This window comes from Rhizobacter sp. Root1238, from assembly GCF_001425825.1.
Lineage (GTDB): Bacteria > Pseudomonadota > Gammaproteobacteria > Burkholderiales > Burkholderiaceae_C > Rhizobacter.
This window is the reverse complement of the sequence record NZ_LMDM01000015.1, coordinates 144,839-166,577: the sequence shown is the minus strand read 5'-3', so window position 1 is coordinate 166,577 and position 21,739 is coordinate 144,839. Positions and strand designations below refer to the sequence as shown.

Here is a 21,739-nt window from a genome sequence, read left to right as displayed (position 1 = left end):
TCCTTTGTGGAGCAACGCAGCGGGTTGTCTGCACAGTTTCTGCATCTTTGTAGCCACGCCCCGCGGCTTGCGCCTTGCCTGCGGTACGCTGCCGCCCTCGGCCCGGCAAGCGGGCCTGCGGAGAGCGTTCATGAAGACCCACAACATCGAAATCCAGCGCGTGAGATCCATGTCCCACGACATTCACGGCATGGTGCACCTGAAGGTCGATGCACTGGTGCAGACGGTGACCAACCACGACGACGACCCCTCCAGCGTGATCAGCCTGACCGAGGCGAACCTGCGCGTGCTGCAGTCGCTGATCAAGAACCAGCTGCTCGAACTCGACAAGCGCAAGGCGCGCAGCCGTTTCTGAGCTTCCGAGGCACGCGCCGAAACGTGCCGATTGAAACCGGGTGTGTACCGGCGCCGCCTGGCCCTACAGGCCGGCGCCGGGGGGCCGATGACAGGGACGAGTGCCGCCCGATGCGGCCTTCAACCCGCTTGTGCGAGCGAGCGAAGTGACCACTGACGGTTACCAGATCTCGCGCCACAATGGTGCCTTCGACCCCGTGATCCAGATGCCCGTGCCCACCGTTCCCACCAAGACCTCGCGCGGCCATGACGAGCTGCGCACCCGCACGCAGCGGCTCGGTCAGCGGCACCGCACGGTGCTGTTCCTGGTGGACGGCCGCCGCACGCTGGCCGAGGTGCTGAGCCTGGCCCACCAGGCCGGCGCGCAGACCGGGCATTTCGAGGAACTGGTGCGGCTCGGCCTGGTCGAGCTGCCCGACGAACCGGAACCGGAAGCGGCGGAGGCGATCGACAGCGGCTCGGGCGCGCTCGACGCCCCGACGCTCACCAGCGTCGCGCTCGACGTGCCGACGCCGCAGGTGCTTCAGCCCGTGGCACGCGAGCCTGCCGCACCGGCGATGTGGATCGCGCCCGAGGCCGCTGCCGAGATCGCGCCGCTCGCCCTCGACGAGCACACCGACGTCGCGCCGATCGATCCCGCCCGCCTGTCGACCACCTCGATGCTGCCGCCGCAACCGGTGGCGCCGCCATCGCCGCACGCCGCGGTCGACGAGCCGATGGCGCTTCAGCCGGCGCAGCCGCTGGCACGCCGTCCTCCCGAGCCCGAGCCGGCGCACGAGGTGCAGCTGGTGGACGTGGTGGCATGGTCCGACACGATCCCGCTGTCGCAAGAGCCTCGCGAAGCGGTGTGGTCTCCGCCCGAGCCAGCCCTGGTCGCGGCGTCGAAGCCGTCCCGGAAGTCAGGTGCCCGCGCCGCGGCCGGTGGCATGACGGCGGTGCTGAACAAGGCGCTGGGTCGCGGGCGCGCCAAGCCGGCCCAAGACCTGCCACCGATGACGCCGCGGATCGAGAGGCCGTCGTCCGAACAGCAGCTGATCGCCCAGGTGCGCGAACTGCTGATCGACACCTTGCGCATCGATGCGCCGCTGTTCGCCGCGCTGACGCACGGCAAGGTGCGCTCGGCGCAGACCCAGCGCCACCTGATCGAGCTGGTGTGGGAGATCGAGCGCCACCGCAGCCATGCGCGGATGTCGCGCGACGAGCTGATCAGCCTGCAGCAGGCCCGCGAACTGCTCGGCATGGGCAACACGCTGGTGGCCGGCGATGGCCAGTCCGACCGCCACGACGACTGGCCGACCACGCAGCCGCGGCTGTAAGCTCTGCCGGCCTGCTGCGGGTCAGTTCGCGGCGGCCCGCGCCGCGCCGAATTCCTGGGTGAACCAGTTCGCCAGCAAGGCCTTCTCGCGACCGAGCGCGCTGCGATCGGTGCCGAACCCCGGGGCCTTGCGCGAGGACAGGTCGCTGAGGGCGACGTCGCCCGAGCGCAGCGTGCGCCCATCGGACACCAGCGCGTAGTGCAGCCAGATGCGCGCGCTGTCGTGGTCGTCGCGCACCACCCGCAAATCACCGCGCCGGGTGTGCCGCAGGTAGCCGGCGAGGTCGACGTCGAGCACCTCGACCTGCAGCGACTGGCCGGCCGGCAGGTGCTGCGCCGCGAGCGACTGCAACTGGTCGGCCAGCAGGCGCAGGTTGATGTCGCGTTCGTGGGGCGTTTCACCGGCATCGACGAAACGTTCCGGCTGCTTGAACTGCACGTCGGCCGAGCCCGCCGCGGCGGCCGGCCCTGCAACGCACGCCGCGAAGGCGGCCCACCCGATGATCGATCCGAAGCGCATGGTGAGACTCCTGGAGACTGGTCCGTGACAGTACGCCACCGCCCGCGGCCCTGCAAGCGTGGGGACGACGCCGCCCAGCGGCTACCATCCGGCCGCACTTCCGGAAAGGTCTCTGCCATGCGTCGTCTGCTGATCCCCTTGTTGCTGGCCGCGTCGCTGCTGGGCGCCTGCGCCTCCGTCGTCAACCCGGTGACGGGCCGCAGCGAGCGCTCGGTGATGGACGAGCCGACCGAGATCGCCGAAGGCAAGAAGGCCCACCAGGAGGTGCTGAAGGAATACGCGGTGCTCGACAACGCGGCGGTACAGGCCTATGTGAACGACCTCGGCCAGCGCCTGGCGAAGCAGTCGCACCGGGCGCAGTTGCAATGGACCTTCACCGTGCTCGACAGCCCCGAGGTCAACGCGTTCGCGCTGCCGGGCGGGTATGTCTACGTGACGCGCGGCATCATGGCCTACATGGAGAGCGAAGCCGACCTGGCCGGCGTGATGGGCCACGAGATCGGCCACGTCACCGCGCGCCACGGCGCGCAGCGTGCGACACGCCAGCAGACCGCCGGCATCGGCGTGGTCGCGGCCACGGTGCTCGGCGCGGTGCTGGGCATCGGCGACGTGGCCAGCCAGGTGTCGCAGAGCGTTGCGGCCGGCTACATAGCGTCGTACAGCCGCGACCAGGAATTGCAGGCCGACCAGCTCGGCGCCGAGTACCTGGTGCGCAACCACTACGACCCGAAGAACATGGTCGAGGTGATCCAGGTGCTGAAACGGCAGGAGCAGTTCGCGGCCGACACCGCGAAGGCCGAGGGTCGCAGCGCGTCGGGCGGCAACGACTGGCTGGCGTCCCACCCGAGCAACGACCAGCGACTGCGCGACATCACGGCGATTGCCGACACCTACGCGAAGGACGCTTCCTATGCCGACGAAGGCCGCGACCGCTACCTGCAGGCGATCGCCGGGATGGCGTTCGGCGAGAGCCGCGCGCAGGGCGTGACGCGCGGGCGCAGCTTCTACCACGAGCCACTGGGCATCGCGCTGAAGGCGCCCGAGGGCTGGAAGGTGCAGAACTCGGCCGAAGACATCACGCTGGTCAATGCGGCGGGCGATGCCGGGCTGGTGGTGATGCTGGCGCCGGCCAAGGCCGGCAGCACGCACGAGGAGATCGTGCGCAGCGTGTTCAAGCCGACGCAGGGCCGGTTCGACAAGATCGAACTGAACGGCCTGAAGGCGAGCCGCTTCACCGGCACCGCGACGACGAAGCAGGGCCAGGCGCGCGCGGTCGTCGCGACGGTGGTGGACGGTCCGCAGAACAACCACTTCGTGCTGCTGCAGGCGTCGAAGGATGCCGCCGCGCTGCAGCGCAACGCGGCCGGGTTGAAGGAGGCCGAGGCTTCGTTCCGCGCGCTGTCCGCGGCCGACCGTGCCGCCGCGAAGCCGTGGACGCTGAAGTCGGTGCCGTTCCCGCGCGGCGGATTCGCCGAGCTGGCGAAGCAGTCGCCGCTGCCGCAGGCCGAGGCCCAGCTGAAGCTGATCAACGGCGTCTACGGCGGCGGCAAGGACCCTGCGGTGGGGCAGCGGGTCAAGGTCGTCGAGTGAAAAGAATCCCGTTCGCCCTGAGCTTGTCGAAGGGCTTGGCTGGGCCTGTCGAAGCCCTGCCCCTGGCACGAGCGTTTCGACAGGCTCAACGCGAACGGATGTCTACTTACCCCAGCTGTCCTTCAGGCTGGTGATGCGGTTGAACACGAGCTTTCCAGGCGCGGAGTCGATGCGGTCCGCCACGAAGTAGCCATGCCGCTCGAACTGGAACTTGTCGTCCGGCCGCGCCTTCGCGAGCGACGGCTCGACGAAGCCCTGCACCACCTTCTTGCTGCCCGAGTTCAGCACCGTCAGGTAGTCGCGCCCACCCGCGTCGGGTTGCGCCTCGGTGAACAGCCGGTCGTAGATCCGCAGCTCCGCCGGCACGCCGTCGTGCACGCCAATCCAGGTGATCGTGCCCTTGACCTTCACCGCGTCGGCGCCCGGCGTGCCGCTCTTCGTGTCGGGGATCACCTTCGCCAGCACCACCGGCTCGCCGTTCGCGCCGGTTTCGCTGCCAATGCATTCGACGACGACGCCGTACTTCAGCCGCACCTTGTTGCCCGGGAACAGCCGGAAGAAGCCCTTCGGCGGCGTCTCGGCGTAGTCGTCGCGCTCGATCCACAGTTCGGGACCGAGGCCGAAGTCGCGCTGCCCGAGCTCGGGTCGGTGCGGATGCGCCGGCGCATGGCAGGGCTCGATGTGGGTGTCGCTGCCGAATACCTCGGCCCAGTTGACGAGCTTCAGCTTCACCGGGTCGATCACCGTCATCGCGCGCGCGGCCTTGCCTTCCAGGTCGTCGCGCAACGCGCCTTCGAGCGTGCCGTAGTCGATCCAGCTGTAATCGCGCGTCACGCCGATGCGCTCGCAGAACAGCTGGATCGCCGCCGGCGTGTAGCCGCGGCGGCGCAGGCCGGCCAGGGTGGGCATGCGCGGGTCGTCCCAGCCGTCGACATGCTTCTCGTCGACCAGTTGCTTCAGCTTGCGCTTGCTGGTGATCACGTAGGTCAGGTTCAGCCGCGCGAACTCATGCTGGTGCGGGCGCGGCTGCGCGAGCAGGCCCAGGCCGCACAGCGTGTCGAGCAGCCAGTCGTAGAACGGGCGCTGGTCTTCGAATTCCAGCGTGCAGATGCTGTGCGTGATCTGCTCGAGCGCGTCTTCGATCGGGTGCGCGTAGGTGTACATCGGGTAGATGCACCAGGTGTCGCCGGTGTTGTGGTGCGTCGCGCGCTTGATGCGGTAGAGCGCCGGGTCGCGCAGGTTGATGTTGGGCGACGCCATGTCGATCTTCGCGCGCAGCACCGCGGCGCCGTCGGCCAGCTGGCCGTCGCGCATCTCGCGAAAGCGCGCCAGGTTCTCGGCCGGCGTGCGGCTGCGGAACGGGCTGTCGGTGCCGGGGGTGTTGAAGTCGCCGCGGGTGGCCTTCATCGCGTCGGCGCTCTGCTCGTCGACATACGCGTGGCCGGCGCCGATCAGCGCCTCGGCCGCGCGGTACATGAAGTCGAAGTAGTTGCTCGCGTAGAAGAGGTGCTCCACCGGCGCGCCGTTGACGTCGCTGCGCCAGTCGAAGCCCAGCCAGGTGACGAGTTCGATGATCGCGTCGACGTACTCCTGCTCTTCCTTCTCGGGGTTGGTGTCGTCGAAGCGCAGGTGGCACACGCCGCCGAAGTCGCGCGCGAGGCCGAAGTTCAGCCAGATGCTCTTCGCGTGGCCGATGTGCAGGTAGCCGTTGGGCTCGGGCGGGAAGCGGGTGCGCACCCGCGCCGCGTCGAGCGGCCCGCCGGCGTGGTGGGCGGCGTCACCGGGGGATCCGGCGAAATGGCGACCCGCGTAGCGTCCCTGGTCGAGGTCGCGCTCGATGATCTGCCGCAGGAAATTGGTCGGCCGAACGTCGGAGGCGGCGGACTCGCCATGGGGTGCCTTGCTGTGGGGATCGCTCATGAAATGCGCTTGGAATCAAGGAGTTGGAGAGGTTGCGCAGGGCTGCGAAACGTGAATTCATTGTAGTTCGCGCCCCTCGATGCGCTGTGCCGATTGCTGGGCCGTGATTTTTCTCACGATCGCATGTGACTATTTGTATCCACCCCCGCGAGCGAAGGGGCGCCGCGGGCTGTTCAGGCTGGGGCTGCGGTCGAACAATCGGCCCCCATGAACAGACCGCCGCGTTCGTCGAACTTCGGGTTCGATTTCTCGCCCAGCCAGACCGGCTGGATGGCCACCGCACCCTCGGCGCTGATGGACGGGCCGCACCGCCTGCAGCACCGGCCGCCGCCGCCGAAACGCGCGGTGCAGCTCGGCGGACTCAGCGGCATTGCCGAAGAATGGCTCGCGTCGCTGCCACCGCGTTACCAGCCGCTGACGACCGCGCAACGCCATCCGCACGTCGTCAACCGGCTGGCCGCGCTGTGGGAGCGGCCACTCCATCTGCCGGCCTACTTCGACGAACTGCTGCTGAGCGACCGCCCCGGGCGTGCCGGCTTCACGTTCGAGGTGCTGACCGAGCTCGGCGACCTGCGCTCCTTGCTTGAACTGGCGATGCACCGCGCACGTCAGTAAGCCCACGACGCCGGCCAACTTAACCTTCCAGAAACCTGCGGCTTACCAATCGACACGGAAACCGGTCTTCGAAGGCAGGTGTTGTGACGTTGTAGACCCGTGACGCTGCGATCGCAGCGTCAGGATTACAAGGAGTTCACGATGCTGAATCGCAAGACCCCGTTCATCGCTGCGCTGGCCCTGCTGGGTGCGCTGTCCACCGCCGGCGCGCATGCCGCCAATGTCCAATGGTCGATCGGCGTCAACCTGCCGCCGGTGACCACCGTCGTGTCGAGCGGGCCGGTCTATGGCCAGCCGGTCTATGCCGAGCCGGTCTACGTGCAGCCGGCCTACTACGAACCGGCACCCGTCTACGTGCAGCCTGCACCGGTGGTGGTCTACCGCCCACGGCCGGTCTATCGGCCGTACCCGGTCGTCTACCGTCCGTATCCCGCCTATCGCTATCACGGCTACCCGGCGGGGCGTCCGGTGCCGGTGATCGTGCCGGGCCGCGGCGGCTACCACGACCATCACGACCACGACGGCTACCGTGACGGTCACGGAGGCTACCGCGATGGCCACGACGGCCACCGCCGTTGATCACATCGGCTTGAAGAGGTTCGCGTAGAGCCGGCTCACCGCGAGCCGGTCGGCGTGGCCGCGCAGGGTCAGCGTGACCTTGCCGGCCTCGTCGCGCAACGCGGTGGCAATGGCGTCCGACCGCACCACCGTGCCGCGGTGCACCTGCCAGAAGCGCTGCAGGTCGATCTGCGGCAACAGCTCGCGCAGCGAGATGCGCACCAGGTACTCGCGCTCCAGCGTGACGACCCGCACGTACTTGTCGGCCGCCTCGAAGTACACCACCTCGGCCACCGGCACCAGGTGGATCGCGCTGCCGACGGCGGCCTGGATCACCGTCAGCGGCGCCACGGCCGGCGCGGGCGCCGCCGGCGCACCGCTGCCGAGCAACAGTCGCAGCTGCCCGAGCGCGGCATCGATGGCGCCGCCGCCCGCCGACGCGCGCTGCTTCAGGACCGCCTGCACCCGCGCGCAGGTCTGCGCGAGGCGCGCCGGTTGCACCGGCTTCAGCACATAGTCGACCGCGGCCTGCTCGAAGGCCTGCAGCGCGTACTCGTCGTAGGCCGTCACGAACACCAGCGCCGGCAGCGGCGAGCCGTCGTCCGGCCAGTCTTCGGCGATGGCCTGCGCCGCCTCCAGCCCGCTCATGCCGGGCATCCGGATGTCGAGGAACAGCAGCTGCGGCCGCAACGCCAGCGCCTGCTGCACCGCGGCCTCGCCATGCGCGACGCTCGCGACGACCTGCAACCCGGGCCACAGCGCCTGCAGCTCGGCTTTCAGGTTGGCGGCGAGCAGCGGCTCGTCTTCGGCGATCAGCGCGGTGGCCGGCGTTTCGGAGGCATTCATCAGGTCGGGCTCCAGGGCAGTCGAACGGTGGCCAGCGTGCCGCCGTCGGCATCGGTCGCGGCCTGCAGGCTCAGCGACGCGGCCTCGCCATGCAGCGTCGCCAGCCGCTGGCGCACCTGCGACAGCCCGAAATGCGTGCCGTCGGCCGGCGCCGCGGACAGGCCGGCACCGGTGTCGCGCACGCTCAGGACCAGCGCGTCGCCGTCGCGCCGCGCGCTGACGACCAGCCGGCCGCCGTCGACGTGCGGCTCCAGCCCGTGCTTGATCGCGTTCTCGACCAGCGGCTGCAGCAGCAGCGGCGGCACCGCCTGCGTGCCCAGTTCGGCGGGCAGGTCGAGTTCGGTCTGCAGCCGGTCGCCCATGCGGACCTTCATCAGCTCGAGGTAGTCGCCGACGCGCGCGAATTCGGCCGACAGCGGGTGCAGCGCAGCCCGCGAACCGGACAGCGTCGCCCGCAGGAAGGCGATCAGCTGGTCGAGCATCTGCTGCGCGCGCGGCGGGTCGAGCGCGATCAGCACGCGCAGGTTGGCCAGCGTGTTGAACAGCATGTGCGGCTCGAGCTGCGATTCGAGCAGCTTCAGCCGGTGCTCGGCGATGTCGCGCTGGGCGGCGGCGAGCTGGCGCAGGCGCAACTGGTCCTGGTTGCGGGCATGGAAGTAGAACGAGATGCCGGCGCTGACCGCCAGGCACATCAGCAGGTAGCTCAGCAGCATGCGCGGCGAGCCGCGCCACATGTCGAGCAGCGGCCGGCCGAACAGCGCGTCGCCCAGCGTGCTGCCGAGCAGGTAGCCGCCGAGCACCGCCCCCAGTTGCAGCACGGCACGCCGCCAGCCCCTGGGCCAGCCGGTCTCGGGATCGGGATGGAAAGCCATCCGGCCGAAATCCATCAGCGCCCAGATGCTCAGGCCGATGCACTGCGCGTAGACCATCTGGATGCGCCAGTCGCCGCCGCGTCCGATCGCCAGCGCGATGCCGATGAAGGTGTTGAAGCCCAGCACGATCAGCCCGTGGCGGGCGAAGCCGCCGGCAGTGAAGGACTCGTGGACAGGCGCGGCGTCAGGCATCGCGGGATTGTGGGGCAGGTCGGTGGGCACGGGCATCAGGCGCGGCTCGCCCGCAGCGCATGGCGGCCGGCCTGCCAGCTCGCGATGCCGCGGCTGAAGAACAGCCCGCTGAAGCCGCCGTAGAGCAGGGCGACCGCGCCGATGAACGTCGCCTGCGTGCGCAGCGCCGGCTGCATCGCCAGCATGACGCCCACCGCGAACTTGACGCAGAAGACCCCGAGGATCGCGACCATCGGCGCCCAGCTGCCCGGCACGAACACGCGCCGCGCCGCCGCCTGCCATTCGATGCCGCGCCAGCCCCCGGCGGCATGGACCGTGGCCAGCGCGGCAGCCGCGCCGGCCAGCCAGGCGGTCAGCGGCTCGGCGGTCCAGCCGAAGGCCGAGCCGAGCCCGTACAGCGACAGCCCGACCATCGCCAGCGGCAGCAGCGTCGCGCGTTGCAGCGTCAGCAGGCGGTCGCGCGACTGCGACCAGCCCAGGACGACGAGGCCGGCGAGCAGCAACCAGACCCAGGACGGCGTGTGGTGAAGGATGGCGGTGAACATGGCGGTTTCCTGAAGCGGTGGTGTCTCGATGGCCGCACTGTCGCGTCGCGGACGCGGACAGGCGAGCCGCATGCGACGGAACGCGTGCGGGCGGCGCGAGCGGTGCGCGCTGCGGCGCGAGCCGGCCGGCTTGGGGTCGCCCGGTGCGGTCGCGCCGTGGTCGTATAGTCGGCGCCGCCGCTTTTGCGTCCCACGGAGACCCGCATGTCCTCTTCCACCCTGCTGTCGCGCGCCGCTGCCGGCCTGTCGCTGCTGGCCGTGACCGCGCTGCTCGGATGCAGTTCGCCGATGCCCGAGTGGACGCCCGCCGGCGGGCCGCAGATGCCGCCGGCCAGACGGCCGACCCCGACCGCCCCGGCCCCCGCGCCCGCTGCGTCGGCCGATGCCGCGCTACCCGTCCCGTACAACGACCTGGTCGCCGCCCGCTTCCCGGAGCCGGCGGTCGATTTCCGCACGCCGGCCTTCCAGCCCGGCCATGCCGGCTTCACGACCAATGCCGAGCTGCAGGCAGTGCTGCGCGAGATCGTGCACGGCGGCCGCAACGCGACACTGCTGCCGCTGGGCAGTTCGCAGGCCGGCGTGCCGCTGGAGGCGGTGCTGTTCACCCGCAACCCCGACATGTCGCCCGCCGCGGTGCTGAAGAGCGGCCGGCCGACGGTGCTGCTGGTCGGCCAGCAGCATGGCGACGAACCGGCCGGCAGCGAAGCGCTGATCGTGCTCGCGCGCGAACTCGCCGGCGGCAGCCTGCAGGACCTGCTGGACCGCATCAACGTCGTGATCCTGCCGCGCGCCAACCCGGACGGCGCGCAGGCGCAGCGCCGCGTCACCGCCAGCGGCATCGACGCCAACCGGGACCACCTGCTGCTGCGCACCCCCGAGGCGCAGGCACAGGCCCGGCTGGTGCGCGACTTCCAGCCGGTGCTGGTGGTCGATTCGCACGAGTACACGGTGGTCGGCCGCTTCCTCGAGAAGTTCGGCGCGGTGCAGCGCTTCGATGCGCTGGTGCAGTACGCCACCACCGCCAACCTGCCGGAGTTCATCACCAAGGCCGCGGAAGAATGGTTCCGCCAGCCGATGCTCGCCAGCCTGAAGCAGCAGGGCCTGAGCGCCGAGTGGTACTACACCACCTCGGTCGACGTGAACGACAAGAAGATCTCGATGGGCGGCACGCAGCCCGACACCGGTCGCAACGTGAACGGCCTGAAGAACGCGGTCAGCATCCTGATCGAGACGCGCGGCGTCGGCATCGGCCGCCTGCACCTGAAGCGGCGCGTGCAGACGCACGTGGTCGCGCTCGGCAGCTTCCTGCGCAGCGCGGCCGACCGCTCGGCCGACCTGGTGAAGCTGCGCCAGTATGTCGACGCCGACGTGGCCGCGAAGGCCTGCCAGGGCGATGCGGTGGTCGAGGCTGGCCCGACGCCCAGCGAGTACACGCTGCAGATGCTCGACCCGGCGACCGGGGCCGACAAGGCGCTGGTGGTCAACTGGGATTCGGCGCTCGAGCTGCAGCCGCTGAAGACCCGGCCGCGCGCCTGCGGCTACTGGCTGGCCGCCGACCAGAGCGACGCGGTGATGCGGCTGCGCACGCTGGGCGTGCGGGTCGAGCAGGTGGCCGCGATGGGGGTGATGCAGGGCGAGGTGTATGCCGAGACCGCGCGCCAGACCGGCACGCGGCAGGACGTGCGCGGCACCATCGCCGACGGCGGCGCGGTCGTGCACGCGCAGGTGCTGCTGACGCAGGCGCTGATGGACGTGCCGGTCGGCAGCTACTACGTGCCGCTGAGCCAGCCGCTGGCCAACCTGGTGATCGCCGCGCTGGAGCCCGACACGCAGAACAGCTTCTTCGCGAACGGCATCATCGCCAACGTGACCAGCGAGGCGCGCGTCACCGCGGTGCCGGGCGTCAAGCTGAACGTGCTCCCGTAGCCGGGAAGCCAATCCGGGTTCCCACGGTCACGAATCCCGGACAGGCCAGGTCAGCGTCGCTTCGAGCCGCCCATCAAGCTGCCGAGCACGCCGCGAATCAACTCGCGGCCGACGCTGGTGCCGATCGTGCGCACCGCCGACTTCGCCATCGTCTGCGCGAGCCCGTCGTGCTTGCCGCCGCGCGGCCCGGTGGTGCCGAACAGCACGTCATTGAGCATGCCGCCCCAGCCGCCACCGGCCTCGGCCGGCTGGCCGGCGGTTGGCGTCGGCAGCGGGGAAGGCGTCGCCGACGGCGTTGACGGCGGGGCCGGCCGCGCCGCGTCGGCACTCGCCACTCCGCGGCCCTTCAGCTTCTCGTAGGCCGATTCCCGGTCGATCGCCTTCTCGTAGACGCCGGCCACCAGCGAACCCGCGATCAGCGCCTTGCGCTGGTCGGCCGTGATCGGCCCGATCTGGCTGCCCGGCGGCAGCACGAACACGCGCTGCGTGACGCTCGGCCGGCCTTTCTCGTCGAGCAGGCTGACCAGCGCCTCGCCGACCGCCAGCTCGGTGATCGCCGTCTCGATGTCGAGCCCCGGGTTCGCGCGCATCGTGCTCGCGGCCGACTTGACCGCCTTCTGGTCGCGCGGCGTGAACGCGCGCAGCGCATGCTGCACCCGGTTGCCGAGCTGGGCCAGCACGGTGTCCGGGATGTCCAGCGGGTTCTGCGTCACGAAGTAGACGCCGACGCCCTTGCTGCGCACCAGCCGCACGACGAGCTCGATGCGCTCGACCAGCGCGGCCGGCGCGTCCTTGAACAGCAGGTGCGCCTCGTCGAAGAAGAACACCAGCTTCGGCTGGTCGAGGTCGCCGACCTCGGGCAGTTGCTCGAACAGCTCGGACAGCATCCACAGCAGGAAGGTGGCGTACAGGCGCGGCGCGTTCATCAGCTTGTCGGCCGACAGCACATTGACCACGCCCCGGCCGTCCACCGTCTGCATGAAGTCGCTGATGTTCAGCATCGGCTCGCCGAAGAACCTGTCGCCGCCCTGTTCGTCGATCTGCAGCAGCCCGCGCTGGATCGCGCCGACGCTGGCGGCGCTGACGTTGCCGTATTCGGTGGTGAACTGGCTCGCGTTCTCGCCGACGTGCTGCAGCATCGCGCGCAGGTCTTTCAGGTCGAGCAGCAGCAGGCCGTTGTCGTCGGCGATCTTGAACACCAGGTTCAGCACGCCGGCCTGCGTCTCGTTGAGCGCCAGCATGCGGGCCAGCAGCAGCGGGCCCATGTCGCTGACGGTGGCGCGCACCGGATGGCCCAGCTCGCCGAACACGTCCCACAGCGTCGCCGGGCAGGCGGCCGAGGCCGGCGCGTCGAGCCCGCGTTCCTTCAGCACCGCGGCCAGCTTGTCGCCCACCTTGCCGGCCTGCGTGATGCCGGTCAGGTCGCCCTTCACGTCGGCCATGAACACCGGCACGCCCAGTTTGCTGAAGTTTTCGGCCAGCGTCTGCAGCGTGATCGTCTTGCCGGTGCCGGTGGCGCCGGTGATCAGCCCATGGCGATTGGCCAGTGCCGGCAGCAGGAAACACGCCGCCGTGTCGTGCTTCGCGATCAGGATCGGCTCGGCCATGGGGATCTCCGGTGGGCAGACAAGTAAAATTGCAGTCTATCCAAGAACATTGCCCACCCGGCTGCCGGCGTGGGCCCTCAGAGGAGCCTTCATGGCCGGACATTCGAAATGGGCCAACATCCAGCACCGCAAGGGGCGCCAGGATGAAAAGCGCGGCAAGATCTGGACCCGCGTGATCCGCGAGATCATGGTCGCGGCACGCCAGGGCGGCGGCGACGTCAAGGAAAATCCGCGGCTGCGGCTGGCGGTCGAGAAGGCCAAGGCCGCCAACATGCCGGCCGACACCATCAAGAAGAACATCGACAAGGCCACCGGCAACCTCGAAGGCGTCAGCTACGAGGAAATCCGGTACGAAGGCTACGGCATCGGCGGCGCCGCGGTGATCGTCGACTGCATGACCGACAACCGGGTGCGCACCGTCGCCGAGATCCGCCATGCGTTCAGCAAGTACGGCGGCAACCTCGGCACCGAAGGCTCGGTGGCCTTCCAGTTCAAGCACTGCGGCCAGTTCGTGTTCGCGCCGGGCACGGATGAAGACAAGGTGATGGAAGTCGCGCTCGAAGCCGGTGCCGAGGATGTGGTGACCGACGACGACGGCGCGATCGAGGTGCTGTGCTCGCCGGTCGATTTCGAGGCGGTCAAGGCGGCGCTCGAAGGCGCGGGGCTGAAGGCCGAGGTGGCCGAGGTCACGATGCGCGCCGAGAACACCATCGACCTGGCCGGTGAAGACGCGCAGCGCATGCAGAAGCTGCTCGACGTGATCGAGGACCTGGACGACACGCAGGATGTCTTCCACAACGCCGTTCTGGGCGAATGAGAGTGAACGCATGAAAGTATTGGTGATCGGCTCCGGCGGACGCGAACACGCGATGGCCTGGAAGCTCGCGCAGTCGTCGAAGGTGCAGGTGGTCTACGTCGCGCCCGGCAACGGCGGCACCGCGCTCGACGCGCGGCTGAAGAATGTGGCGATCACCGACGTGAAGGCGCTGGCCGACTTCGCGGTGGCCGAGAAGGTCGCGCTGACGGTGGTCGGCCCCGAGGGGCAGCTCGCGGCCGGCGTGGTCGACGAATTCCGCGCCCGCGGGCTGCGCGTGTTCGGCCCGACCCAGGCCGCCGCGCAGCTCGAAAGCTCGAAGGCGTTCGCGAAGGATTTCATGCAGCGCCACGGCATCCCGACCGCGCTGTACGCCACCTTCGATGATCCGAAGGCGGCGCATGCGCACGTCGACAAGCACGGCGCACCGATCGTGATCAAGGCCGACGGCCTCGCGGCCGGCAAGGGCGTGGTGGTCGCGATGACGCTGGCCGAGGCCCACGAGGCGATCGACTGGATCCTCGGCAGTGGCGGCAAAAGCGGCGAGTCCGGCAACCGCCTGGGCGTGCAGCACAACGCGGGTGTCGCGCGCGTCGTGATCGAGGAATTCCTGCAGGGCGAGGAAGCCAGCTTCATCGTGATGTGCGACGGCAAGAACGTGCTGCCGCTCGCGACCAGCCAGGACCACAAGCGGCTTCAGGATGCCGACGTCGGCCCGAACACCGGCGGCATGGGCGCGTACTCGCCGGCACCGGTCGTCACGCCGAACGTGCATGCGAAGGTGATGCACGAGATCATCCTGCCGACCATCGCCGGCATGGCGCGCGACGGCACGCCGTTCACCGGCTTCCTGTACGCCGGGCTGATGATCGACGACGACGGCGCGCCGAAGACGATCGAGTTCAACACCCGGCTGGGCGATCCGGAGACGCAGCCGATCATGATGCGGCTCAAGAGCGACCTGTTCGACGTGATGATGGCCGCGACCGATGGCACGCTCGACCAGGTCGAGCTGCAATGGGACCGGCGCGTCGCGCTGGGCGTCGTGATGGCGGCCGGTGGCTACCCGCTGGACCCGCGCAAGGGCGATGCCATCACCGGGCTGCCGGCCGAGCAGCCGGATGCGATGGTGTTCCATGCCGGCACTGCGCCGGCGCAGGGTGGCGTCGTGACCTCGGGCGGGCGCGTGCTGTGCGTCACCGCGCTCGGAGATTCGACCAAGATGGCGCAGCAGCGCGCCTACGAGGCGCTGCAGGGCATCCACTTCGACGGCATGCAGTTTCGCCGCGACATCGGCCATCGGGCCATCAAGCGATGAGCGACACCGGCGCGGTCCGCGCGTACCTGCTGGGCCTGCAGTCGCGCATCATCGGCGCGATGGAGGCCGAGGGCGGCGATTCGTTCGTCACCGACCACTGGGTGCGCGAGCCCGGCGGCAAGCTCGAAGGCGAAGGGCTGTCGCGGCTGGTCGAAGAGGGGCCGCTGCTCGAGCGCGGCGGCTGCAGCTTCTCGCACGTGAAGGGCAAGGTGCTGCCGCCGTCGGCCACGCAGCACCGGCCGGAGCTGGCCGGGGCGCCGTTCGAGGCGATGGGCGTCTCGCTGGTCTTCCACCCGCGCAACCCGTATGTGCCGACGGTGCACATGAACGTGCGGATGCTGGCCGCGCTGCCGGCCGGCGGCGAACCGGTCACCTGGTTCGGCGGCGGGATGGACCTGACGCCGTACTACGGCTTCGAGGAAGACGCGCAGCACTTCCACCGCGTCAACCGCGAGGCGCTCGCGCCCTACGGCGACGACAAGTACCCGCGCTTCAAGCAGTGGTGCGACGAGTATTTCTTCCTGAAGCACCGCAACGAGCCGCGCGGCGTCGGCGGCGTGTTCTTCGACGATTTCTCCGAACTCGGCTTCGAGCGCAGCTTCGAGATGCTGCGTGCGGTCGGCGACGCCTTCGTGCCGGCCTACCTGCCGATCGTGCAGCGCCGCAACGCGACGGCGTTCGGCGAGCGCGAGCGCGATTTCCAGGCCTACCGGCGCGGCCGCTACGTCGAGTTCAACCTGGTGTTCGACCGCGGCACGCTGTTCGGGCTGCAGTCGGGCGGGCGCACCGAATCGATCCTGATGTCGATGCCGCCGCTCGTGAAGTGGCGCTACAACTGGTCGCCCGAGGCCGGCACGCCCGAGGCGCGGCTGTACAGCGACTTCCTGCGCCCGCGTGCGTGGGCCGACGAGAACCCCGCTTGAAGCGCATTGCGCTGTTCGGCGGCAGCTTCGATCCGGTGCACGCGGCGCATGTGGCGCTGGCGCGTGTGGCGTTGTCGCAACTCGGCCTCGACGAATTGCGCTGGGTGCCGGCGGGTCGCCAATGGCAGAAGCACCGCGACCTGACGTCCGCCGTGCACCGTGAAGCGATGGTGCGGCTGGCGATCGCCGACGAGCCGCGCTTCACGCTCGAAGACTGCGAGCTGCGCCGAAGCGGCGCCAGCTACACCTTCGACACCGTGCGCGCATTGCAGGCCGCGGAGCCGGGCGTCGAGTGGTTCCTGGTGATCGGCCAGGACCAGTACGCCGGGCTGCACAGCTGGGTGCGCTGGCAGGACCTGCTGCAGCGTGTCACGCTCGCGGTCGCGAACCGGCCCGGCGTGACGATGGCAGCGAGCGCCGAGGTGCAGGCGATGCCGCACCGTGCGGTGCCGCTGCCGATGATGAACGTGTCGTCGACCGAGATCCGTGCCCGCGTGGCCCGGGGAGTTGCGGTCGACGATCTGGTGCCCGCCCCCGTGGCGCGCTATATTGCCCAACACGCCCTATACAGAGGCGATCTCAGGAGTTGAATGGACATCCGAAAACTGCAGCGCGCCATCGTCGATGGTCTGGAAGACGTGAAGGCACAGAACATCCTGGTCTTCAACACCGAGCATCTTTCACCGCTCTTCGAGCGCGTGATCATCGCGTCGGGCACCTCGAACCGCCAGACCAAGGCCCTCGCAGCCAGCGTGCGTGATGCGGTGAAATCGGGCGGCTTCCCGGTGTTGCGCACCGAGGGCGAGGACAACGGCGAATGGATCATCGTCGACTGCGGCGCCGCCGTCGTCCACGTGATGCAACCGTCGATCCGCGAGTACTACCACCTCGAGGAAATCTGGGGCGACAAGCCGATCAAGCTGAAGGTCGACACCGCGCCGGCGAAACTCGTGAAGGCCGAAGAGCCTGTCGCGAAGAAGGCAGCCGCGAAGAAGGCACCGGCGAAGAAGGCCGCGGCCGGCAAGGCACCCGCCAAGGCCCCGGCCAGGACGGAAGCCGCCAAGGCGCCCGCCCGGAAGGTCGCCGCGAAGGCGGCCCCGGCCAAGGCACCGGCGCGCAAGGCCGCACCGGCCAGGACGGGCGGCGTGACGCGCACGGTCGGTGTCAAGAGCGCGGCACCCGCGAAGAAGGCGGCGGCCAAGTCGGCACCGGCCAAATCGGCACCAGCCAAGGCGGCGGTCAAGAAGGTCGTCGCCAAGCCGGTCGCGGCCCGCAAGGCCCCGGCCAAGGCGGCGCCTGCCAAGGCTGCGCCTGCGAAGAAGGCTCCCGCCAGGAAAGCGCCGGCAAAGAAGACCTCGCGCGCGTGAAGCTGCTGCTGGTCGCGGTCGGCCAGCGCCAGCCGTCGTGGGCCGAGACGGCCTATGACGACTTCGCGAAGCGCTTTCCACCCGAGATGCGCCTCGAGCTGAAGGCGGTCAAGGCCGAGACGCGCGGCTCGCGCACCGCCGAGCAGATGATGGCGGCCGAAGCCGCGCGCATCGAGGCGGCGCTGCCGAAAGGCGTGCGCCGCGTCGTGCTCGACGAGCGCGGCGACCGGCTGACCAGCGTGCAGCTGGCGGCCCGCATGAAGGCCTGGCTGCCCGACGGGCGCGACGTCGCCTTCCTGATCGGCGGCCCGGACGGGCTGGCTGCCGACCTGAAACGCAGTGCCGACGAGACGATGCGCCTGTCCGACCTGACGCTGCCGCATGCCTTCGCCCGCGTGCTGCTGGCCGAGGCGCTGTACCGCGCCTGGACGCTGACCGTGAACCACCCCTACCACCGCGAGTAGCCGCCGTCCGGAATGCACGACTTCATCTACCTCGCGTCGCAGAGCCCGCGCCGCCGCCAGCTGCTCGACCAGATCGGCGTGCGGCACGAACTGCTGCTGCCCGGTGCCGACGAAGACGCCGAAGCGCTCGAGGCCGAGCGGCCCGGCGAGCTGCCGGCCGACTACGTCGAGCGGGTGACGCTGGCCAAGCTGGCCGCCGCGCGCAAGCGCCATGCGGCGCGCGGGCTGCCGGCCGCGCCGATCCTGTGCTCCGACACCACGGTCGCGGTGGGCCGGCGCATCCTCGGCAAGCCGGCCGATGCCGACGACGCGCGCCGCGTGCTCGAACGGCTGTCGGGCCGCACGCACCGCGTGCTGACCGCGGTGGCGGTGGCCAGTGGCCGGCGGCGCGAGCTGCTGGTCAACGTCTCGCGCGTCGACGTGGCGCCGCTGCCGGCGGCATGGATCGACGCCTACGTCGCGAGCGGCGAGCCGTTCGGCAAGGCCGGCTCGTACGCGATCCAGAGCGCGATGGCCGGCTGGATCCGCCGCATCGCCGGCAGTCACTCCGGTATCATGGGTTTGCCCCTGTACGAAACGGCCCAACTGCTGAGACAAGCGCGCGTCAGGTTCTGACGCCGCCGCCGCAACAAGAGCGCCCATGCAAGACATCCTCATCAACTGGGCACCCCAGGAGACCCGTGTCGCGGTCGTCGAGAACGGCGCGGTGCAGGAACTCCACCTCGAACGCACGCTCGAACGCGGCCTCGTCGGCAACATCTACGCCGGCCGCGTCGCCCGCGTGCTGCCCGGCATGCAGTCGGCCTTCATCGACATCGGCCTCGAACGCGCGGCCTTCCTGCACGTGGCCGACGTGCACGTGGCCGGCGGCAGCCCGCGCAACGACCACGCGCCGGGTGCCGCGCCGCCGCTGCCGATCGAGCGGCTGGTGTTCGAAGGCCAGACGCTGACCGTGCAGGTCATCAAGGACCCGATCGGCACCAAGGGCGCGCGGCTGTCCACGCAGATCAGCATTGCCGGGCGCATGCTGGTGTTCCTGCCGCAGGACGATCACCTCGGCATCTCGCAGAAGATCGGCTCGCACGAGCTGCGAGACCAGCTGCGCACGCGGATGAACGAGCTGACCGGCAAGACCGAAGGCGGGCAGCCGCCGGCCACGCCGTATGCCGGCGGCGGCTTCATCCTGCGCACCAACGCCGAGGACGCGACCGACGTCGAACTGGCCGACGACATCGCCTACCTGCGCAAGACCTGGGGCGCGATCCGCGAACGCAGTTTCAAGTCGCCGCCCGGCACGCTGCTGCACCAGGACCTGAGCCTGGTCGAGCGCGTGCTGCGCGACCTGGTGAACGACGCGACGCAGTCCATCCGCATCGATTCGCTGATGCAGTTCGAGCAACTGCTCGCGTTCGGCGGCGAGTACACGCCGGGCTCGGTCGGCAAGCTGCAGCACTACAAGGGCGAACGGCCGATCTTCGACCTGTACAACATCGACGAGGAGATCGCGCGGGCGCTGGCGCGGCGCGTCGACCTGAAGTCGGGCGGCTACCTGATCATCGACCAGACCGAGGCGCTGACGACGATCGACGTGAACACCGGCGGCTATGTCGGCGCGCGCAACTTCGACGACACGATCTTCAAGACCAACCTCGAGGCCGCGCAGGCCATTGCGCGCCAGCTGCGGCTGCGCAACCTCGGCGGCATCATCATCATCGACTTCATCGACATGGCGCGCGACGAGCACCAGGGCACGGTGCTCGGCGAGCTGCGCAAGCAGCTGGCGCGCGACCGCACCAAGATCACGGTGAGCGGCTTCACGCAGCTCGGTCTGGTGGAAATGACGCGCAAGCGCACCCGCGAATCGCTCGCGCACATGCTGTGCGAGCCGTGCCCCACCTGCGGCGGCAAGGGCCAGGTGAAGACGCCGCGCAGCGTCTGCTACGACATCCTGCGCGAGATCCTGCGCGAGGCGCGGCAGTTCGACCCGAAGGAGTTCCGCGTGATCGCGGCGCCGGCGGTGGTCGAGATGCTGCTCGACGAAGAGAGCCAGCACCTGGCCGGCCTGAGCGATTTCATCGGCAAGCCGATCTCGCTGCAGGCCGAGGCGGCGGGCTCGCCGGAGGCCTACGACATCGTGCTGATGTAAGGTCTACTTCACCGCCTCGAACTCCCACAGCAGGTGGGCCTTGCGGTGCTCATTGATCCCGTGGTCCTTGCCGCGCAGCAGCCGCACGGTGTCGCGCAGCGTGTAGGCGATCCAGCGCAGCGGCTCGCGGCGCTTGCGGCGCTGGCGCTCCAGCGCCTCGCGCTCGGCGGCTTTCTCCGGCCCGGTGAAGTCCAGGTTGTGGTGCCGCACCCAGTGCGCACGCAGCAGCCGGAAGCGCCCCTCGAAGCCGTAGATGCGGCCGAACGGCGTCTCGCCGCAGAAGTACTCGTGCGTGCGGTCGGTGATGATGTTGACGTGCGTCGGGTCCTGGAAGGCCTCGGGCTGCGGGTAGGCCGGCGTCACCGCATACAGCCGCCCGCCCGGCGCGGTCACGCGCCAGATCTCGTTCATCAGCGCGATGAACGGCAGGACGGTGCGGCGCTCGTCGGGCACGGCCAGCACGCGCGGAATGTGCTCGATGAAGTCGAAGGCCGAGACCGAGCCGAACATGCCATCGGGGTACGGAATCGGGTCGAGCGCCAGGTTCGCGACCCGCGATTCGAAACCGGGCGTCGGCGGCAGCGGCCGGATGTCGACGCCGAACAGCCGTTGCTGTCGGTAGGGATTGCGCGGGAACTTGCCGCAACCCAGGTCGAGGTGCGTGTCCGGCAGGCCGCCGGGCAGGGTCGGCAGGGCGGCGGTGGCATTCGTCATGGCGTGTTCCCGGGTGGCGTGTGGGTGAGTTCGGCAACGATGTCGAGCAACTGCATGCCGTGCTGAGTATCGGGCTCGAGGTAGGTGCCCTCGGCCCATTCGTTCCACGCATTGAAGAACACGAACGGTGCACCGTGGGTGCGCGCCTTCTTCAGTTGCGTGGCCAGGCCGCGGCGGAAGGTGCGCAGGCTGAAGTTGCGCAGCACCAGGCCGTTCGCGCCGCGCCGGGCGCTGTTGTCCCAGTCGGCGAACGCGCCCGGGTAGGTGCCTGCGGCCAGCGGACGGCGCCGGATCAGCTGCCACAGGCGGCCGTAGTCGTGGCTGTCGAGGCGGTGCGAGCGCGCATCGGGCGACAGCCAGTGGCCCAGCTTCGCGACCTGCCGCGAGATGCGCTGGCGCATGCGGTACCAGCGCGGCTGGTCGTGCTTCAGCGTGTACATCGGTTCGAACTGGACCCGGGCATCGGCCAGCCGGCTCCGGGCGCCGGCCACGTAGGCCGTCTGCATCGCGACGATGTGCAATCCCGGCAAGCCGGCCTCGGCCGCCAGCGCACGCCAGCGCGCCAGCATCGGTTCGAAGGTCGGGATGCTCTCGCAGCGGTAGATCAGCAGCATCGGCCGGCCGTCGACGCGGATGTAGCGCGGGTCGCGGAAGCTGCGCAGCAGGCTGGCGAAATGCAGGTCCCAGTCGGCCTCGTCGCCATAAGACTGCGGCATCAGCACGTCGCGCTCGCCGCCGTCCCAGGCCCGCGTCCACGGCTCGTTGGCCCAGGCGAGGCAGAACGGAAAATCCGGCGCGCGGTCGTCGAGCAAGGCCTCGATCGGGCGTTCCAGCAGCTGCTTGCCGTTGAACCAGTAGTGGTAGTAGCAGAAGCCGTGGACCCCGTGGCGGCGCGCCAGGTCGGCCTGCCAATCGCGCGTCTCGCGCTGCATCAGGTCGTAGTAGCGGTCGCCGGCGGGCACCCGCGGCTGCCGGTGGCCGCGGTACAGCGGCGTCGCCCGCCTGACGTTGGTCCATTCGGTGAAGCCCTGGCCCCACCAGCGGTTGTTCTCTTCGATCTCGTGGAATTGCGGCAGGTGGAAGGCAATGATCTTCGGGTCGGTCATCGGATGACAGCGGAATCGGCTTTGTTT

General features: G+C 69.7%; 22 protein-coding genes. 14 read left to right on the top strand and 8 right to left on the bottom strand.

Going from position 1 to position 21,739, the window contains the following annotated elements; genetic code table 11:
- The first annotated feature begins 169 nt into the window (after window positions 1-169).
- Together ASC98_RS30375 and ASC98_RS14065 are read left to right on the top strand one after the other, a co-directional pair.
- Complete coding sequence (locus tag ASC98_RS30375; RefSeq protein WP_157597694.1) at window positions 170-355, top strand: hypothetical protein; 186 nt, start codon at window positions 170-172, stop codon at window positions 353-355.
- Window positions 356-566: 211 nt separating this feature from the next.
- Complete coding sequence (locus ASC98_RS14065) at window positions 567-1,670, top strand: hypothetical protein (RefSeq protein WP_157597695.1); 1,104 nt, start codon at window positions 567-569, stop codon at window positions 1,668-1,670.
- 21 nt (window positions 1,671-1,691) lie between these two features.
- On the opposite strand, the gene ASC98_RS14060 is transcribed toward ASC98_RS14065, so the two are convergent.
- A complete protein-coding gene (locus ASC98_RS14060) occupies window positions 1,692-2,189 on the bottom strand; it encodes a DUF3016 domain-containing protein (RefSeq protein WP_056811989.1) in 498 nt (165 codons plus the stop codon).
- 117 nt (window positions 2,190-2,306) lie between these two features.
- On the opposite strand from ASC98_RS14060, the gene ASC98_RS14055 reads away from it, so the two are divergent.
- Complete coding sequence (locus ASC98_RS14055) at window positions 2,307-3,779, top strand: M48 family metalloprotease (protein WP_056811987.1); 1,473 nt, start codon at window positions 2,307-2,309, stop codon at window positions 3,777-3,779.
- Between the two features lie 102 nt (window positions 3,780-3,881).
- On the opposite strand, the gene ASC98_RS14050 is transcribed toward ASC98_RS14055, so the two are convergent.
- Complete coding sequence (locus tag ASC98_RS14050) at window positions 3,882-5,699, bottom strand: glutamine--tRNA ligase/YqeY domain fusion protein (RefSeq protein WP_056811983.1); 1,818 nt, start codon at window positions 5,697-5,699, stop codon at window positions 3,882-3,884.
- Between the two features lie 207 nt (window positions 5,700-5,906).
- Between ASC98_RS14050 and ASC98_RS14045 the strand changes: the two genes are divergently transcribed.
- Together ASC98_RS14045 and ASC98_RS14040 are read left to right on the top strand one after the other, a co-directional pair.
- Complete coding sequence (locus tag ASC98_RS14045) at window positions 5,907-6,314, top strand: hypothetical protein (RefSeq protein WP_056811981.1); 408 nt, start codon at window positions 5,907-5,909, stop codon at window positions 6,312-6,314.
- 141 nt (window positions 6,315-6,455) lie between these two features.
- Window positions 6,456-6,893 carry a hypothetical protein gene (locus tag ASC98_RS14040; protein ID WP_082541686.1) on the top strand — a complete coding sequence of 146 codons (438 nt, stop codon included), beginning with the start codon at window positions 6,456-6,458 and terminating at the stop codon, window positions 6,891-6,893.
- Here ASC98_RS14040 and ASC98_RS14035 read toward each other — a convergent pair whose 3' ends face one another.
- The 3 genes from ASC98_RS14035 to ASC98_RS14025 are packed head-to-tail and all read right to left on the bottom strand — an operon-like array spanning window position 6,894 to window position 9,327.
- Window positions 6,894-7,718 carry a LytTR family DNA-binding domain-containing protein gene (locus ASC98_RS14035; RefSeq protein WP_056811972.1) on the bottom strand — a complete coding sequence of 275 codons (825 nt, stop codon included), beginning with the start codon at window positions 7,716-7,718 and terminating at the stop codon, window positions 6,894-6,896.
- Window positions 7,718-8,782 (bottom strand): sensor histidine kinase, encoded by a 1,065-nt coding sequence (locus ASC98_RS14030; RefSeq protein WP_056811969.1) that lies wholly within the window; start codon window positions 8,780-8,782, stop codon window positions 7,718-7,720. Before ASC98_RS14030 ends, ASC98_RS14035 begins: the two co-directional genes overlap by 1 nt.
- Before the next feature lie 35 nt (window positions 8,783-8,817).
- Entirely contained in the window at window positions 8,818-9,327 is a 510-nt protein-coding gene (locus tag ASC98_RS14025; protein WP_056811966.1) for a DUF6622 family protein, read from the bottom strand.
- 204 nt (window positions 9,328-9,531) lie between these two features.
- Here ASC98_RS14025 and ASC98_RS14020 point away from each other — a divergent pair, with 204 nt between their 5' ends.
- On the top strand, window positions 9,532-11,253 hold the full coding sequence (locus ASC98_RS14020) for a M14 family metallopeptidase (RefSeq protein ID WP_056811964.1): 1,722 nt from the start codon (window positions 9,532-9,534) through the stop codon (window positions 11,251-11,253).
- A gap of 50 nt (window positions 11,254-11,303) precedes the next feature.
- On the opposite strand, the gene ASC98_RS14015 is transcribed toward ASC98_RS14020, so the two are convergent.
- Window positions 11,304-12,860, bottom strand: coding sequence for a helicase HerA-like domain-containing protein (locus ASC98_RS14015; protein WP_056811962.1), 1,557 nt, complete (start codon window positions 12,858-12,860; stop codon window positions 11,304-11,306).
- A gap of 91 nt (window positions 12,861-12,951) precedes the next feature.
- On the opposite strand from ASC98_RS14015, the gene ASC98_RS14010 reads away from it, so the two are divergent.
- From ASC98_RS14010 to rng, 8 genes are read left to right on the top strand one after another with little or no spacing between them, the layout of a single operon-like run.
- Window positions 12,952-13,677: a YebC/PmpR family DNA-binding transcriptional regulator gene (locus ASC98_RS14010; protein WP_056811959.1), complete on the top strand. Its 726-nt coding sequence runs from the start codon at window positions 12,952-12,954 to the stop codon at window positions 13,675-13,677.
- Window positions 13,678-13,687: 10 nt separating this feature from the next.
- The gene (gene purD, locus ASC98_RS14005; protein ID WP_056811956.1) at window positions 13,688-14,992 is read left to right on the top strand and encodes a phosphoribosylamine--glycine ligase; all 1,305 of its coding nucleotides are present in this window, start codon (window positions 13,688-13,690) and stop codon (window positions 14,990-14,992) included.
- Complete coding sequence (gene hemF, locus ASC98_RS14000; RefSeq protein WP_056811954.1) at window positions 14,989-15,915, top strand: oxygen-dependent coproporphyrinogen oxidase; 927 nt, start codon at window positions 14,989-14,991, stop codon at window positions 15,913-15,915. Before purD ends, hemF begins: the two co-directional genes overlap by 4 nt.
- A complete protein-coding gene (gene nadD / locus ASC98_RS13995) occupies window positions 15,912-16,505 on the top strand; it encodes a nicotinate-nucleotide adenylyltransferase (protein ID WP_235581265.1) in 594 nt (197 codons plus the stop codon). Before hemF ends, nadD begins: the two co-directional genes overlap by 4 nt.
- On the top strand, window positions 16,506-17,282 hold the full coding sequence (rsfS, locus tag ASC98_RS13990; protein WP_056811950.1) for a ribosome silencing factor: 777 nt from the start codon (window positions 16,506-16,508) through the stop codon (window positions 17,280-17,282). It begins immediately after the preceding gene.
- Window positions 17,279-17,746: a 23S rRNA (pseudouridine(1915)-N(3))-methyltransferase RlmH gene (gene rlmH, locus ASC98_RS13985; protein WP_056811944.1), complete on the top strand. Its 468-nt coding sequence runs from the start codon at window positions 17,279-17,281 to the stop codon at window positions 17,744-17,746. Before rsfS ends, rlmH begins: the two co-directional genes overlap by 4 nt.
- A gap of 12 nt (window positions 17,747-17,758) precedes the next feature.
- Window positions 17,759-18,361, top strand: coding sequence for a nucleoside triphosphate pyrophosphatase (locus tag ASC98_RS13980; RefSeq protein ID WP_056811941.1), 603 nt, complete (start codon window positions 17,759-17,761; stop codon window positions 18,359-18,361).
- Window positions 18,362-18,386: 25 nt separating this feature from the next.
- Window positions 18,387-19,892 carry a ribonuclease G gene (rng, locus tag ASC98_RS13975; RefSeq protein WP_056811939.1) on the top strand — a complete coding sequence of 502 codons (1,506 nt, stop codon included), beginning with the start codon at window positions 18,387-18,389 and terminating at the stop codon, window positions 19,890-19,892.
- 3 nt (window positions 19,893-19,895) lie between these two features.
- On the opposite strand, the gene ASC98_RS13970 is transcribed toward rng, so the two are convergent.
- Together ASC98_RS13970 and ASC98_RS13965 are read right to left on the bottom strand one after the other, a co-directional pair.
- The gene (locus tag ASC98_RS13970; RefSeq protein WP_056811936.1) at window positions 19,896-20,606 is read right to left on the bottom strand and encodes a hypothetical protein; all 711 of its coding nucleotides are present in this window, start codon (window positions 20,604-20,606) and stop codon (window positions 19,896-19,898) included.
- Window positions 20,603-21,712, bottom strand: coding sequence for a glycoside hydrolase family 99-like domain-containing protein (locus ASC98_RS13965; protein ID WP_056811933.1), 1,110 nt, complete (start codon window positions 21,710-21,712; stop codon window positions 20,603-20,605). The genes ASC98_RS13970 and ASC98_RS13965 overlap by 4 nt, the downstream gene beginning before the upstream one ends.
- Between the last annotated feature and the right edge of the window lie 27 nt (window positions 21,713-21,739).